We start from the raw sequence: 14,923 nt of genomic DNA on the forward strand, positions 1-14,923 counted from the left end.
CCTATTTACGAAATTACATGCTACCAATGCTTATTATGAAATTGAAAAAGGAAAATTTGTTGGGAAAGGCTCATTATCTGATACGGATGAACTTCCAGATGGGCGTAGGATTACAAAACACTCCTTTTGGATGCCTAAGAAGTTTATAAAAGAAATATTAGATGGGAATTGGGATTGATTATATTTATAATCAACTTGTGATAAACAAAAAAGAGGCTCACACCTCTTTTTCTTATTTCTTTTTATGATTTAATACGGCATTGAGGACAATGGCGAGGAGGCTGGCTACGACGATTCCGTTTGAGAAGAACATTTGGAAGGCTGTCGGCATGCTGATGAAGAGATTACTGTTATTGAGACCGACACCTGCAGCGATTGAAACAGCTGCGATAAGGAAGTTGTGTTCATTGTTAGCAAAGTCAACACGAGCGAGGATTTGCATCCCTTGAATCGATACAAAACCAAACATCACTAGCATGGCACCACCGAGAACAGGGCTCGGAATGATTTGGGCAAGGGCGCCAAACTTAGGAAGGAGTCCAAGGAGAATGAGGAACCCAGCTGCGTAGTAGATTGGCAGGCGTTTCTTGATACCTGATAATTTAACCAGACCAACGTTTTGTGAAAATCCTGTGTAAGGGAAGGTGTTAAAGATTCCTCCGAGAAGAACGGCCAAACCTTCTGCACGGTAACCGTTGCGAAGGCGCGTGCTGTCGATTGGATCTTTTGTGATATCAGACAAGGCTAGGTAAACACCTGTTGACTCAACCATAGATACCGTTGCAATGATACACATCATGACAATCGATGAGATTTCAAAGGTTGGCATCCCAAAGTAGAGAGGAGTTGGGACATGGACAAGAGGTGCTGCAGCAACAGGAGAGAAGTCTACCAAGCCCATGCTAGCAGCGATGGCAGTTCCGACAACCAGGCCAATCAAAATAGAGATAGACTTGATAAATCCTTTGGTAAAGATGTTAATCAAGAGGATAATCAGAACAGTGATAGCTGCAAGTAAGAGACTTTGACCAGTTGGCTCTGGAACGTTATTTCCCATATTTCCAATAGCGACAGGAATCAAGGTTAAACCAATCGTGGTAATAACAGAGCCTGTTACGATAGATGGGAAGAGATTGGCTACTTTTGAGAAGATGCCTGAAACAAGAACTACGTAAATCCCTGATGCAATAAGGGCACCAAACATAGCACCACTACCATGGCTTTGCCCAATCATAATCAAAGGAGCGACCGACTGGAAGGCAACTCCGAGAACGACTGGTAGTCCAATTCCAAAGTATTTGTTGAGTTGGAGTTGGAGGAAGGTTGCCACCCCACACATGAAGATATCTGTAGAGATCAGGTAGGTCAACTGCTCAGCTGAATAGCCAAGAGCTGTCGCAATCATGATAGGAACCAGGATGGATCCTGAGTACATGGCTAGTAAGTGCTGCAAGCCAAGAACGGCTGCTTGCGAGTGTTTTTCTTGAGTTTGCATTAGAGATCTGCCTCCTTAAATACGACCTGACCATTTTCAAAACGATCCAAACGAGCGAGTGATAGAACAGGGTAACCTGCTTTTTCAAGCAAATCACGGCCATCTTGGAAAGATTTTTCAATCACGATCCCGATAGCTTCAACTGTGGCTCCAGCCTGTTCGATGATTTGAATCAAGCCTTTAGCAGCTTGGCCGTTAGCAAGGAAATCGTCGATAATCAAGACCTTGTCCTCTGGTGAGAGGAATTTTCCAGCGATAGAAACGGTGCTGGTCACTTGCTTGGTAAAGGAGTAAACTTCGGCAGTTAAGATGCCTTCGTTCATAGTGATGTTTTTAGCTTTTTTAGCGAAAATCATGGGAATGTTTAAGGCTTCAGCTGTAAAAATGGCTGGGGCAATACCTGACGCTTCAATGGTCACGACTTTGGTAATACCAGCAGCAGTAAATTTTTCCGCAAAAACCTTACCAATCTCTCGCATCAAGCTAAAGTCAACTTGGTGAGTTAAAAAGGAATCCACCTTGAGGATGTTGTCACCCAAGATGTGCCCATCCTTGAGGATGCACTCTTCTAATAATTTCATAAGACCTCCTAAAGTCTAAAAGCCAATTTACTTGTTGTTTAAATGTTTCTATAGTAATCCCTTTTACTAGTACTATATATTTGATAAAACTATTACGAGCGAAGCGAGTCTTATCAAATATTTCCCGTTGTAGTGGTATCATAGACAATAATCTTGTTATTGTCTATGACGGGATTTTTGAGACTTTTGGCTCAAAAATTAGGGATGAAATTCCGAAGGAAGTTGCTCCCGTCCGCACTAATTAATGGAAATATTAAAAATATTCAAAAAGGACTTACTTAATCTCTAAGTAAGTCCCCAAAATAGGCATGGCAAAAACGACCATACCTCACTTCTGACTTACTTATTGTTAGGTGTTCCGGCACCTTGTAGAAACGTCGTGCCAATTCACGACATAAACAAGTAAAATGATATTCAATTTTAAATAGGCTTGAGCCAATGTTTTTATTTTACACTAAATAACTTTAAAAATCAAATATTTTGTTAGTGTTTTGGTTTAAAAAACGAACAAATATCATAAAAAGGGGCAAAAATTAACTTATTAGCTAACATTTAGAAGGTTTTTCCATCATAAAAGGGCATATTATTAGGTTTTTAAACACCTGACAATATGCCTTTTTCTAACTTTAAAGACTTTTTCCCAATCTTTATTATTCTACTCGCTAAATCTTAAAAAATAACCATCTGGATCCAAAATCGCAAATTCATGGGGATATATAAAGCTATCTCCTACTCGAAATTCTCTTTTTGTGAGGGGACGATGGATAGGATAGTCAGCTTCCAGCAGTTTTTGGTGGAGCTGAGGAACATCTGCAATGCCAAAGGAAATATTGACACCGCGCCCGAAAGGATAGGTCAGCTGAGCTAATTCTTCTGCGCTTCCTTCTTCTAGCATAAGTTGGCAGTCTTCAATCGAGAGGAAGAGAAATTTCTCCTCTGGACGCTCGTATTCGACAGAGAATCCTAGCAGGTCGCAGTAGAAGTGGCGTGATTTTTCGATGTCAGATACTACAAATTCAGGAATGACAGCTTGATAGTCCATTCGTTTTCTCCTTAGAGTTTAATCTCCAAGACAATGGGTGTGTGGTCTTGGCGAGCACCTGAGTCAATCATATCAGATTTAGTGACCTTGTCTGCGAGACGGTTACTTGTGAGCCAGTAGTCGATTCTCCAGCCAGTATTGTTGATTTTAGAAGTCTTGCTGCGCTGTGCCCACCAAGTGTAGCGTTCTGGAACATCGCCGTGAATGTGGCGGAAGGTATCAGTAAATCCAGTTGCTAAAAGGTTGGTAAATCCAGCACGCTCCTCGTCGGTAAATCCTGGTGAACGGCGGTTGCTAGCAGGATTTGCAAGGTCGATCTCATTGTGTGCCACGTTGTAGTCACCGGTCGCAAGGACTGGCTTTTCTTTGTCTAGTTCAGCCAAGTACTCAGCATATTTGACATCCCAGACTTGACGTTCTTCCAAGCGTTTGAGGCCGTCGCCAGCGTTTGGAGTGTAAACTTGGGTCACGAAAAATTTATCAAATTCTAGAGTGATGATACGACCTTCCAAGTCCATGGTAGAAGGGGCACCGATTTCTGGGAAGCTGATAGTTGGTGTAAGTTCTTTCTTATAGAGGAACATGGTTCCAGCATAGCCTTTACGGGCAGGTTCTTGGGAAGAGCGCCACGTGTTTTCGTAGCCTGGGAAGAGTTCTTCTAAAATTTCCAAGTGTTTCTTTGTAGGACCCTTAGCAGAAAGCTTGGTTTCTTGGATAGCAATGATATCAGCATTTTCAGCGACCAAGGTTTGTAGGACTTCTTGGGACAATTTGGCACGAGCTGAGTCACTAGTTAGGGCAGCATTGAGGGAATCAATATTCCATGAGATGAGTTTCATAAAGTTACCTTTTTCATTCAGATTATAGATTTTATTATACCAAAAAAAGGTCCATTTCCCCAACGTATGGCTTGAAAAATCACTCTCTTTCGTTTATAATTAAGAATGATTTTATGAAAGGGAGTGAAAATAAATGAAATTTTACTCATATGACTATGTACTTAGCCAAATCAGTCAGCAAAATGGCATCATGATTGGCTTTGGAATTGTTCTCCTAGCTATCACAGGATTTTTTGCTTTTAAAGCCTATCGAGATAAAAAGGGGACTAAGTTTCGGGAATTGGTCATGATTTTGGCCTTGACCTTGGTGGCCATGCTTTTGGTGACAATCTCAAAATACCAGACCAATCAAGCCTCTAACAACCAATTTCAAACCTCCCTTCATTTCATAGAGGTTGTTTCCAAAGACTTGGGAGTGGATAAATCAGAAGTTTATGTCAATACTTCTGCAGCCACTGATGGAGCGCTTGTCAAGGTAGGTCCAAATTTCTACCGCGCCATGAACGGGAGCCAACCAGACAAGTATCTTTTAGAGAAATTAGAATTGAATCAAACAGACGCTATTGAATTGGTGGAGGTAAACAAATGACACTCAATTATATGGAAATTTTAATCAAACTGGCCTTGGGGCTCTTCTCGCTTGTTTTTGTTATCAATGTGACAGGAAAGGGGAACCTAGCACCTAACTCTGCGACAGACCAAATTCAGAACTATGTTCTTGGTGGTATCATCGGTGGGGTGATTTACAATAGTTCAATCAGCATTCTGCAGTACGCAGTGATTTTGATGATGTGGACGATTTTGGTCTTGACCCTCAAGTGGCTCAATAACAATGTTCGTTTTGTCAAACGCTTGATTGATGGAAAACCAACTCTCCTTATCAAAAATGGGCAGATTGACCCAGAAGCCTGTCGTTCAGTTGGTTTGTCTGCAGCAGAAGTTGCTCTCAAACTTCGTAGCCAAGGGATTTTCCAGATGAAACAGGTCAAACGCGCTGTGCAGGAGCAAAATGGCCAACTCATCGTGGTCCAAATAGGAGATGAAAATCCTAAGTATCCAGTTGTGACTGACGGTGTGATTCAAGTCGATGTCTTGGAAACGATTGGCCGTAGCGAAGAGTGGCTGCTTGATAATCTCAGCAAACAAGGACATGACAATGTAGCCAATATCTTTATCGCTGAGTATGACAAGGGTGCGGTCACAGTCGTAACCTATGAATAAGAAAAACCTGGGGTCTTGGCCTCAGGTTTCTATTTGCAATCAGAAAGGGATGTTATGTCCATTATTCAAAAACTTTGGTGGTTTTTCAAGTTAGAAAAACGCCGTTATTTAGTCGGGATTGTGGCTCTGGTCTTGGTTTCCGTCCTCAACCTCATTCCCCCAATGGTTATGGGGAGGGTCATTGATGCCATCACATCGGGGCAATTAACCCAGCAGGACCTCCTTCTTGCCCTATTTTACTTGCTTCTTGCAGCCTTTGGGATGTACTATCTGCGCTATGTTTGGCGTATGTATATCCTTGGGACTTCCTACCGTTTGGGACAGATTATGCGATCTCGCTTATTTGAACATTTCACAAAAATGTCTCCAGCTTTTTATCAAACCTATAGGACGGGGGACCTGATGGCGCATGCCACCAACGATATCAATGCCTTAACCCGTCTCGCAGGTGGAGGAGTCATGTCTGCCGTGGATGCCTCTATCACGGCTCTGGTGACCTTACTGACCATGCTCTTTAGCATTTCTTGGCAGATGACGCTAGTTGCCATTCTGCCCCTGCCTTTCATGGCTTATGCGACCAGTCGTCTAGGGAGAAAGACCCACAAGGCTTTTGGTGAATCGCAGACTGCCTTTTCTGAACTCAATAACAAGGTGCAGGAGTCGGTATCGGGTATCAAAGTGACCAAATCTTTCGGGTATCAGACGGATGAGTTGAAGTCCTTTCAGGCAGTCAATGAATTGACCTTCCAAAAGAACCTGCAAACCATGAAATACGATAGTCTCTTTGACCCCATGGTTCTCTTGTTTGTTGGTTCCTCCTATGTTTTAACGCTCCTGGTAGGCTACTTGATGGTTCAGAAAGGGCAAATCACGGTTGGGAATCTAGTTACCTTTATCAGCTACTTGGATATGCTAGTTTGGCCTCTCATGGCCATCGGCTTCCTCTTTAATATTACCCAGCGAGGGAAGGTTTCCTATCAGCGGATTGAGGAACTTTTGTCTCAGGAATCACCTGTACAAGACCCTGAATGTCCTCTGGATGGTATTGAAAATGGGCGCTTGGAGTACGATATTGACAGCTTTGCCTTTGAAAATGAGGAAACACTGACGGATGTTCACTTTAGTTTAGAAAAAGGGCAAACCCTGGGCTTGGTCGGTCAGACAGGCTCTGGAAAAACGTCCTTGATCAAACTCCTCTTGCGTGAATACGATGTGGACAAGGGAGCCATTTATCTAAATGGTCATGATATTAGAGATTATCGTCTGACAGACCTTCGTAGTCTCATGGGCTACGTTCCTCAGGACCAGTTCCTCTTTGCGAATTCAATCTTAGACAATATACGCTTTGGCAATCCTAACTTGCCCCTTTCAGCGGTCGAGGAAGCGACTAAGCTAGCTCAAGTTTATCAAGACATTGTAGACATGCCTCAGGGATTTGATACGTTGATTGGTGAAAAGGGAGTCAGTCTTTCTGGAGGTCAAAAGCAGCGTCTGGCCATGAGTCGGGCTATGATTTTAGATCCTGATATCTTGATTTTGGATGATTCTTTGTCGGCTGTGGATGCCAAGACGGAGTATGCGATTATCGACAAACTCAAGGAGACGCGAAAGAACAAAACAACCATTATCACGGCTCATCGCCTGAGTGCAGTTGTCCATGCAGATCTGATTTTAGTCCTGCAAAATGGTCAAATTATCGAACGAGGCAGGCACGAAGACTTGCTAGCTTTGGATGGCTGGTATGCCCAAACCTACCAGTCTCAGCAGCTGGAAATGAAAGGAGAAGAAGATGCAGAATAAGAAAGAACAATGGGCTGTATTGAAGCGCTTGATGTCTTATCTCAAGCCTTATGGACTCCTTACCTTTTTGGCACTCAGTTTTCTCCTAGCGACGACGGTCATCAAAAGTGTCATTCCCCTTGTGGCTTCCCACTTTATCGACCAGTATCTCAGCAATCTCAATCAACTCGCTGTGACCGTTTTGCTGGCCTACTATGGCCTTTATATCCTACAAACTCTGGTCCAGTATGTCGGCAATCTTCTCTTTGCGCGGGTGTCCTACAGTATTGTTAGGGATATTCGTCGCGATGCCTTTGCCAATATGGAAAAGCTGGGCATGTCTTATTTTGACAAGACGCCAGCAGGCTCCATCGTCTCTCGTTTGACAAATGACACCGAGACCATCAGTGATATGTTTTCGGGAATTTTGTCCAGCTTTATCTCAGCAGTTTTCATCTTTCTGACAACCCTTTATACTATGTTGGTTCTGGACTTTCGTTTGACTGCATTAGTCTTGCTCTTTCTCCCCTTGATTTTCCTTTTGGTCAATCTCTATCGGAAAAAATCAGTGAAAATCATTGAGAAAACCAGAAGTCTCTTGTCAGATATCAATAGCAAGCTGGCTGAAAACATCGAGGGAATCAGAATAATCCAGGCCTTTAATCAAGAGAAGCGCCTACAGTCAGAGTTTGATGAAATCAACCAAGAACACTTGGTCTATGCCAACCGTTCTGTAGCCTTGGATGCCCTCTTTTTGCGTCCTGCCATGAGTTTGTTGAAACTCCTAGGCTATGCAGTTTTAATGGCCTATTTTGGCTATCGTGGACTTTATCTGGGAATAACGGCAGGAACCATGTATGCTTTTATCCAGTACATCAATCGTCTCTTTGATCCCCTGATTGAGGTGACGCAAAACTTTTCAACCCTGCAAACGTCTATGATTTCTGCAGGCCGTGTCTTTGCCTTGATTGACGAGAAGACCTATGAGCCCCTTCAAAATGATGGGCAAGCCAAAGTCCAAGAAGGCAATATCCGTTTTGAACATGTATGTTTCTCTTATAATGGAAAACATCCGATTCTGGATGACATTTCCTTTTCAGTTAACAAGGGTGAAACCATTGCCTTTGTAGGCCATACAGGTTCAGGGAAATCGTCTATTATCAATGTCCTCATGCGCTTTTATGAATTTCAATCAGGGAGAGTTCTCTTGGATGGTGTGGATATCAGGAATTACAGTCAAGAAGAGTTGAGAAAAAACATCGGTCTGGTCTTGCAGGATCCCTTCCTCTATCATGGAAGCATCAAGTCCAATATCGCCATGTACCAAGATATCAGTGATGATCAGGTTCAGGCTGCGGCTACCTTTGTGGATGCAGATTCCTTTATTCAGGAACTTCCTCAGGGATATGATGCCCCTGTTTCCGAGCGTGGTTCGAGTTTTTCAACTGGACAGCGTCAGCTTCTTGCCTTTGCTAGAACAGTCGCCAGTCAGCCTAAAATCCTGATTTTGGATGAAGCGACAGCCAATATTGACTCTGAAACAGAAAGTCTGGTTCAAGCTTCTCTGGCTAAGATGAGACAGGGGCGGACAACCATTGCCATCGCTCACCGCCTTTCGACCATCCAAGACGCCAACTGTATCTATGTTTTGGACAAGGGGCGCATTATCGAGAGTGGAACCCATGAGGAACTCTTGGCTCTGGGAGGAACCTATCACAAAATGTATAGCTTGCAGGCAGGTGCCATGTCTTAATACTCTTTGAAAATCTATTCAAGCCAGGTCAGCTTTATCTGCAACTTCAAAGCTGTACTTTGAGCCACCTGCGGCTAGCTTCCTAGTTTACTCTTTGATTTTCATTGAGTGTAAGAAGGAAATCCTTCAAATTACAGATTTCTTTCACCGCCTTTTCCATTTTGTGGTATAATGAAAAATGTTGACAAATAGTATAATAAAAACAAAGGAGAAACAGCATGCTGAAATGGGAAGACTTGCCCGTGGAAATGAAATCAAGCGAGGTTGAGTCTTACTACCAGCTTGTCTCTAAAAGGAAGGGTTCGCTGATTTTCAAGCGTTGCTTGGATTGGGTTCTAGCCTTGGTTGTACTTGTTCTGACCTCTCCCATCTTTCTCATCTTGAGCATTTGGATCAAGTTGGATAGCAAGGGGCCAGTGATTTACAAGCAAGAGCGCGTGACCCAGTACAATCGACCTTTCAAGATTTGGAAGTTCCGTACCATGGTGACGGATGCGGATAAACAAGGGAGTCTGGTGACTTCTGCTAACGATAGCCGCATTACCAAGGTTGGCAATTTTATCCGCCGTGTCCGTTTGGACGAACTGCCTCAGTTGGTCAATGTTCTTAAAGGTGAGATGTCCTTTGTAGGGACGCGTCCTGAAGTGCCTCGTTACACAGAGCAGTATAGCCCTGAGATGATGGCAACCTTGCTTTTGCCAGCAGGGATTACCTCTCCAGCCAGCATCAACTACAAGGATGAGGACACTATCATCAGTCAAATGACGGAGAAAGGTCTGTCGGTTGACCAAGCCTATGTCGAACACGTCCTTCCTGAAAAGATGCGCTATAACCTCGCCTATCTCCGAGAGTTTAGTTTCCTTGGAGACATCAAAATCATGTTTCAAACCGTGTTTGAAGTGCTAAAATAAAGTAGTCATGAGAGAATGAGTACAGATAAAAGGAGCAAATCAATGCCAAATTACAATATTCCATTTTCACCACCCGATATTACGGAAGCAGAAATTGCTGAAGTAGCGGATACCCTGCGTTCTGGTTGGATTACAACAGGTCCTAAGACCAAAGAACTGGAGCGTCGCTTGTCTCAATATACACAGACGCCCAAGACTGTCTGTCTTAACTCTGCAACTGCCGCTCTTGAGTTGATTTTGCGTGTTTTGGAAGTGGGTCCTGGAGATGAAGTCATCGTTCCAGCCATGACCTATACAGCTTCATGTAGTGTCATCACTCACGTAGGAGCGACCCCTGTCATGGTGGATATTCAAGCAGATACGTTTGAGATGGACTATGACCTGCTGGAGCAAGCTATCACTGAAAAGACCAAGGTGATCATCCCAGTAGAGCTTGCGGGGATTGTTTGCGACTATGACCGTTTGTTCCAAGTTGTGGAGAAGAAACGTGATCTCTTTACTGCTTCAAGCAAGTGGCAAAAAGCCTTTAACCGTATTGTGATTGTTTCTGATAGTGCCCACGCTTTGGGGTCTACTTATAAAGGGCAACCAGCTGGTTCTATCGCGGACTTTACTTCCTTCTCATTCCATGCAGTTAAGAACTTTACAACTGCTGAGGGAGGAAGTGCCACTTGGAAAGCCAATCCAGCGATTGATGACGAAGAAATGTACAAGGAATTCCAAATTCTTTCCCTTCACGGGCAAACTAAGGATGCCCTTGCTAAGATGCAACTGGGCTCATGGGAATATGATATCGTCACACCAGCCTACAAGTGTAATATGACCGATATCATGGCGTCACTTGGTTTGGTACAATTGGACCGTTACCCAAGTTTGCTAGAACGTCGTAAGGAGATCGTGAACCGCTATGATCGTGGTTTTGCAGGTTCTCGTATCCATCCATTGGCACACAAGACTGAAACTGTCGAATCTTCACGCCACCTCTACATCACCCATGTAGAAGGAGCGAGTTTAGAAGAACGCAATCTTATCATCCAAGAATTAGCTAAAGCAGGAATTGCAAGCAATGTCCACTACAAACCGCTTCCGCTCTTGACAGCCTATAAGAATCTTGGCTTTGATATGGCGAATTATCCCAAGGCCTATGCCTTCTTTAAAAATGAAATTACGCTTCCTCTTCATACTAAACTAAGCGATGAAGAAGTGGACTATATCATTGAGACTTTCAAAACAGTTTCTGAAAAAGTACTAGCTTCATCAAAAAAATTGTAAAAAAGTCTTGACAAAGAAAAAACAAAGTATTAAAATAAGTTCAACAAATCAGAAAAGTAACTATTTTTGATCTTCAGGGAGCCTGTGGTCATTGTGAACAGGTGGTTGGAAGTAGTGAAAGTGGGCTGATTTTAAAAATGAATTTGAAACAATGAAAATTCGGTGCGCACACCTTACAGTGCAACTTGTTGTTAGACAAGGCAGAGATGTAAAGGGATAGTCCCTTTATAATTGAGGTGGCACCGCGTTACCAACGCCCTCACACAGATGGTTTTCTGTGTGTGGGCTTTTTTCATATCTTGAAATCAATACTGAAAGAGGAAAATTTTATGACAACTAAAGGTTATTTTGGACAATTTGGTGGTAGTTTTGTACCGGAGCCGATTCAGGCTTTGTTGGATGAGTTGGAAGTGACATTTGACAAATACAAGGATGATCCAGAATTTTTGGCAGAATTTCGCCATTACTTGAAGGACTATTCAGGTCGCGAAACACCGCTCTATTTTGCAGAAAGTTTGACAGAGCACCTAGGTGGAGCTAAGATTTATCTCAAACGTGAAGACCTTAACCACCTTGGTTCTCACAAGCTCAACAATGTTTTAGGACAAATTCTTTTGGCCAAACGTATGGGCAAAAAACGAGTAATCGCAGAAACAGGAGCTGGTCAGCACGGTGTTGCGACAGCAGCGGCTGCAGCCAAGTTTGGTATGGCCTGTGATGTCTACATGGGGGCAGAGGATGTGGAGCGTCAACGTCTCAATGTTTTCCGTATGGAGATGATGGGAGCAACTGTTCACGCAGTTGAAACAGGGACTCGTACCCTCAAAGATGCGGTTGATGCAGCCTTTGGAGCATGGATGAATGACCTTGAAGCCTTCTATGTTCTGGGATCTGCTGTGGGACCTCACCCATATCCAACCATTGTTCATGAGTTCCAAAAGGTCATCAGTGAAGAATCTCGCCGTCAAATCTTAGAAAAAGAAGGTCGTTTACCAGACTACGTTATTGCTTGTGTAGGTGGTGGTTCCAATGCCATCGGTGCTTTTTCTCAGTATGTGGCTGATGAAGAAGTTAAATTGGTTGGGGTAGAAGCTGCTGGTCACGGACTTGATACAGACAAGCACGCAGCTACTATGACAAAAGGTAGTATCGGAATTGTTGATGGCATGAAGACTTATGCAGTCTTTAAGGAAGATGGAGAGTTGGCTCCAGTTTACTCTATCTCAGCTGGATTGGACTATCCAGGGGTTGGCCCAGAACACGCCTACTTCAAAGATTCAGGTCGCGTGGAATATGTTGCAGCGACGGATGAAGAAGCTGTTCAGGCTCTTCTCCTTCTCAGCAAGACAGAAGGAATTATCCCAGCGATCGAAAGTTCGCACGCTATCGCAGAAGCGGTTAAACGTGCACCGAAACTAAGTAAAGATGAGATTATCATCATCAATGTCTCTGGTCGTGGAGACAAGGACGTAGCTGCTATTGCAGACTACCTAGAAGCTAAAAAATAAAAGATGGAAAAATTACAGTCTTTTCTCTCACAGAGAGCTTGTGGTTGCTGGAAACAAGCAGAGAAAGCTGTAAGGTTGGGTCCATCTGAAACGAGAGAAGAAAACATAATTCTCAAGGGAGTGCCCTTTATCGCACAGCCTGTTACAGGAAATATCTGAGACAGGAATGAGAGATAGGAGAAATCCTATAATTGAGGTGGCACCGCGAATTTCGTCCTCACGCAAGTTGTTTTGCGTGGGGATTTTTATATATTTACCGCAGATATTGCGATTAATTTTTTAAATATTTTCAATAAATAGGTCGTTATAGAATATTTACGAACGAAGTGAGTTTCTAAAAGCTGTTTCCCGCCATAGTGGTATCCTAGAGAAGCATCTTTGCTTCTCTAGGACGGAATTTTTGAGAGTAAAAAAGTTCGGGGAACTATTTTAGCCTGAGCCTAGAAATGAATGAGCGAGGGGCTCAAAAATTAGGTCTTTCATTTCTTGGATTTCTAAAATCATCCACTGGATAATTTTACCTCCCGTCCGCACTATTTAAGGGAAATAGAAAAAGATAAAAAATTAAAAATAAGGAACTGAAAGGGAAATTACAATGGAACGAATCATTCATGGAGATGTCTTATCACCAATCTTGGCTTATATGCGCCTAAAGGGGCAACACAAGGTTATCTTAGAGAGTATTCCGAGAGACAAGGAAACCGCTCGTTTTTCTATCTTAGCTTATAATCCAGTTTTTGAGATTAAGTTTGAAAATGGGATTCTTTATCAAAATGGTCAAGTGATTGATCGTGATTCCTTGGATTTTCTTTATGAAGTGACTCATAAGAGCCAGCACCATTCAGACCTCCCTTTTGGTGGTGGGGCAATTGGTTTTGTTGGTTACGATATGATTTCGCTTTATGAAGAAATTGGTCAAATTCCTGAAGATACTATTGGAACGCCAGACATGCATTTCTTCGTCTATGAGAGTTACATGGTCTTTGACCACAAGAAAGAAAAAATCCATGTCATCGAGGATGCTCTTTATAGCGAACGCAATCAAGAAGACTTGGAAAAAGCCTTGAACCAGGTGCTTGAGGAATTACGCATTCCTGCTCCAAATGAATTTGAAGACTTGGATCTATCTCCGCTGGACTTCAAACCCCATATTGCTCCTCAGAAGTTTGAGGCAATGGTGGAAATAGCTCGTGACTTGATTCGTAACGGCGACATGTTCCAGTGCGTACTCAGTCAGCGCTTCTCAGCAGAAGTTACTGGAAATCCATTTGACTTCTACAGAAATCTCCGCGTGACTAATCCTTCTAATTACCTTTATTTCTATGATTTTGGGGATTATCAAATCATCGGAGCTAGTCCAGAAAGTTTGGTTTCTGTCAAAAATGGCATCGTGACAACCAATCCGATTGCAGGGACACGACCAAGAGGCGCTACGGATGAAGAAGATAAGGATTTGGCGACAGACCTGCTTTCGGATGAGAAGGAAACAGCAGAGCATCGGATGTTAGTAGACTTGGGACGTAATGATATTGGTCGCATCTCTGAAACGGCCAGTGTCCAAGTCACTAAGTATATGGAAGTGGAGCTTTTCCGTTATGTCATGCATTTGACCAGTGTGGTCAAGGGGCGTTTGCTTCCAGAACTCACTGCCATGGATGCTTTGAAAGCAACACTTCCTGCCGGAACAGTTTCAGGAGCACCAAAGATTCGAGCGATGAGACGCATTTATGAACAGGAAACAGAAAAACGTGGCGTATACGCAGGAGCAATCGGCTACTTGTCTGCGACGGGTGATATGGATTTCGCCATTGCCATCCGAACGATGATTCTCAAAAATCAAACAGCTTATGTGCAGGCTGGGGCAGGGATTGTCTACGACTCCATTGCCCAAAACGAATACCAAGAAACCATTAACAAAGCAAAATCTATGACTAGAATTGGAGAACTAAGACCATGATTTTATTAATTGACAACTATGATTCTTTTACTTATAACTTGGCCCAATACATTGGGAATTTTGCAGAAGTTCAGGTCTTGAGAAATGATGATCCCAGGCTGTATGAAGAAGCTGGAAAAGCAGATGGTCTGGTCTTTTCGCCCGGTCCTGGTTGGCCAGTTGATGCTGGAAAGATGGAAGACATGATTCGTGATTTTGCTGGCAAGAAGCCGATTCTTGGGATTTGTTTGGGCCACCAAGCTATCGCAGAAGTCTTTGGCGGTAAGCTAGGCTTGGCTCCCAAAGTCATGCATGGGAAACAGAGCAATATCAACTTTGAAGCGCCATCTGTTCTGTATCAAGGTATCGAGGATGGCCGTGCAGTCATGCGTTACCACAGTATTTTGATTGAAGAAATGCCAGAAGACTTTGAAGTGACAGCTCGTTCGACTGATGACCAAGCCATCATGGGAATTCAACATAAAAATCTACCGATTTATGGCTTCCAGTACCATCCAGAGAGCATTGGAACGCCAGATGGCTTGTCTTCTATTCGGAATTTTATCGAGAAGGTTGTAAAGTGAGG

Annotated in this window: 13 protein-coding genes, 1 pseudogene, 1 riboswitch and 2 other annotated features; of the genes and pseudogenes, 10 read left to right on the forward strand and 4 right to left on the reverse strand. The window is 43.1% G+C overall.

The genetic code is table 11. The annotated features are described in order from the left end of the window. Positions 1-178 (forward strand): annotated as a pseudogene (locus tag QMQ21_RS19385) (Sau3AI family type II restriction endonuclease); the annotation flags it as partial. 54 nt (positions 179-232) lie between these two features. Here QMQ21_RS19385 and QMQ21_RS16360 read toward each other — a convergent pair. The 4 genes from QMQ21_RS16360 to QMQ21_RS16375 form a co-directional block, all read right to left on the reverse strand. Further along, a complete protein-coding gene (locus tag QMQ21_RS16360) occupies positions 233-1,495 on the reverse strand; it encodes a nucleobase:cation symporter-2 family protein (protein WP_261046207.1) in 1,263 nt (420 codons plus the stop codon). Beyond that, positions 1,495-2,076, reverse strand: coding sequence for a xanthine phosphoribosyltransferase (locus QMQ21_RS16365; RefSeq protein ID WP_261046208.1), 582 nt, complete (start codon positions 2,074-2,076; stop codon positions 1,495-1,497). Before QMQ21_RS16365 ends, QMQ21_RS16360 begins: the two co-directional genes overlap by 1 nt. 326 nt (positions 2,077-2,402) lie before the next feature. After that, a riboswitch (purine riboswitch) is annotated at positions 2,403-2,498 on the reverse strand. Positions 2,499-2,731: 233 nt separating this feature from the next. Then, positions 2,732-3,118 (reverse strand): bleomycin resistance protein, encoded by a 387-nt coding sequence (locus QMQ21_RS16370; protein ID WP_000386214.1) that lies wholly within the window; start codon positions 3,116-3,118, stop codon positions 2,732-2,734. Between the two features lie 11 nt (positions 3,119-3,129). Beyond that, complete coding sequence (locus QMQ21_RS16375) at positions 3,130-3,957, reverse strand: exodeoxyribonuclease III (protein ID WP_031236865.1); 828 nt, start codon at positions 3,955-3,957, stop codon at positions 3,130-3,132. 133 nt (positions 3,958-4,090) lie between these two features. On the opposite strand from QMQ21_RS16375, the gene QMQ21_RS16380 reads away from it, so the two are divergent. The 9 genes from QMQ21_RS16380 to QMQ21_RS16420 all read left to right on the forward strand — a co-directional run bounded on the left by QMQ21_RS16380 (position 4,091) and on the right by QMQ21_RS16420 (position 14,921). Continuing rightward, complete coding sequence (locus QMQ21_RS16380; protein WP_000675332.1) at positions 4,091-4,546, forward strand: DUF3290 family protein; 456 nt, start codon at positions 4,091-4,093, stop codon at positions 4,544-4,546. Beyond that, positions 4,543-5,178 (forward strand): DUF421 domain-containing protein, encoded by a 636-nt coding sequence (locus QMQ21_RS16385; RefSeq protein ID WP_000174453.1) that lies wholly within the window; start codon positions 4,543-4,545, stop codon positions 5,176-5,178. Before QMQ21_RS16380 ends, QMQ21_RS16385 begins: the two co-directional genes overlap by 4 nt. Positions 5,179-5,232: 54 nt before the next feature. Beyond that, positions 5,233-6,978, forward strand: coding sequence for an ABC transporter ATP-binding protein (locus QMQ21_RS16390; protein WP_261814819.1), 1,746 nt, complete (start codon positions 5,233-5,235; stop codon positions 6,976-6,978). Continuing rightward, entirely contained in the window at positions 6,968-8,710 is a 1,743-nt protein-coding gene (locus tag QMQ21_RS16395) for an ABC transporter ATP-binding protein (RefSeq protein ID WP_261814820.1), read from the forward strand. Before QMQ21_RS16390 ends, QMQ21_RS16395 begins: the two co-directional genes overlap by 11 nt. A gap of 218 nt (positions 8,711-8,928) precedes the next feature. Then, a complete protein-coding gene (locus tag QMQ21_RS16400) occupies positions 8,929-9,621 on the forward strand; it encodes a sugar transferase (protein WP_049502473.1) in 693 nt (230 codons plus the stop codon). Between the two features lie 42 nt (positions 9,622-9,663). Beyond that, on the forward strand, positions 9,664-10,893 hold the full coding sequence (locus tag QMQ21_RS16405; RefSeq protein ID WP_261814821.1) for a DegT/DnrJ/EryC1/StrS family aminotransferase: 1,230 nt from the start codon (positions 9,664-9,666) through the stop codon (positions 10,891-10,893). A 40-nt stretch (positions 10,894-10,933) separates the two neighbouring features. Beyond that, positions 10,934-11,157 (forward strand) — a binding site (T-box leader). A gap of 65 nt (positions 11,158-11,222) precedes the next feature. After that, positions 11,223-12,401 (forward strand): tryptophan synthase subunit beta, encoded by a 1,179-nt coding sequence (gene trpB / locus QMQ21_RS16410; protein WP_050252720.1) that lies wholly within the window; start codon positions 11,223-11,225, stop codon positions 12,399-12,401. Further along, positions 12,398-12,623: a binding site (T-box leader), on the forward strand. (Overlaps the previous gene by 4 nt.) A 373-nt stretch (positions 12,624-12,996) precedes the next feature. After that, complete coding sequence (trpE, locus tag QMQ21_RS16415; RefSeq protein ID WP_261814822.1) at positions 12,997-14,358, forward strand: anthranilate synthase component I; 1,362 nt, start codon at positions 12,997-12,999, stop codon at positions 14,356-14,358. After that, a complete protein-coding gene (locus QMQ21_RS16420; protein ID WP_000601916.1) occupies positions 14,355-14,921 on the forward strand; it encodes an aminodeoxychorismate/anthranilate synthase component II in 567 nt (188 codons plus the stop codon). The genes trpE and QMQ21_RS16420 overlap by 4 nt, the downstream gene beginning before the upstream one ends. The last annotated feature ends 2 nt before the right edge of the window (positions 14,922-14,923 follow it).

The sequence above is a fragment of the Streptococcus bouchesdurhonensis genome (assembly GCF_948472335.1).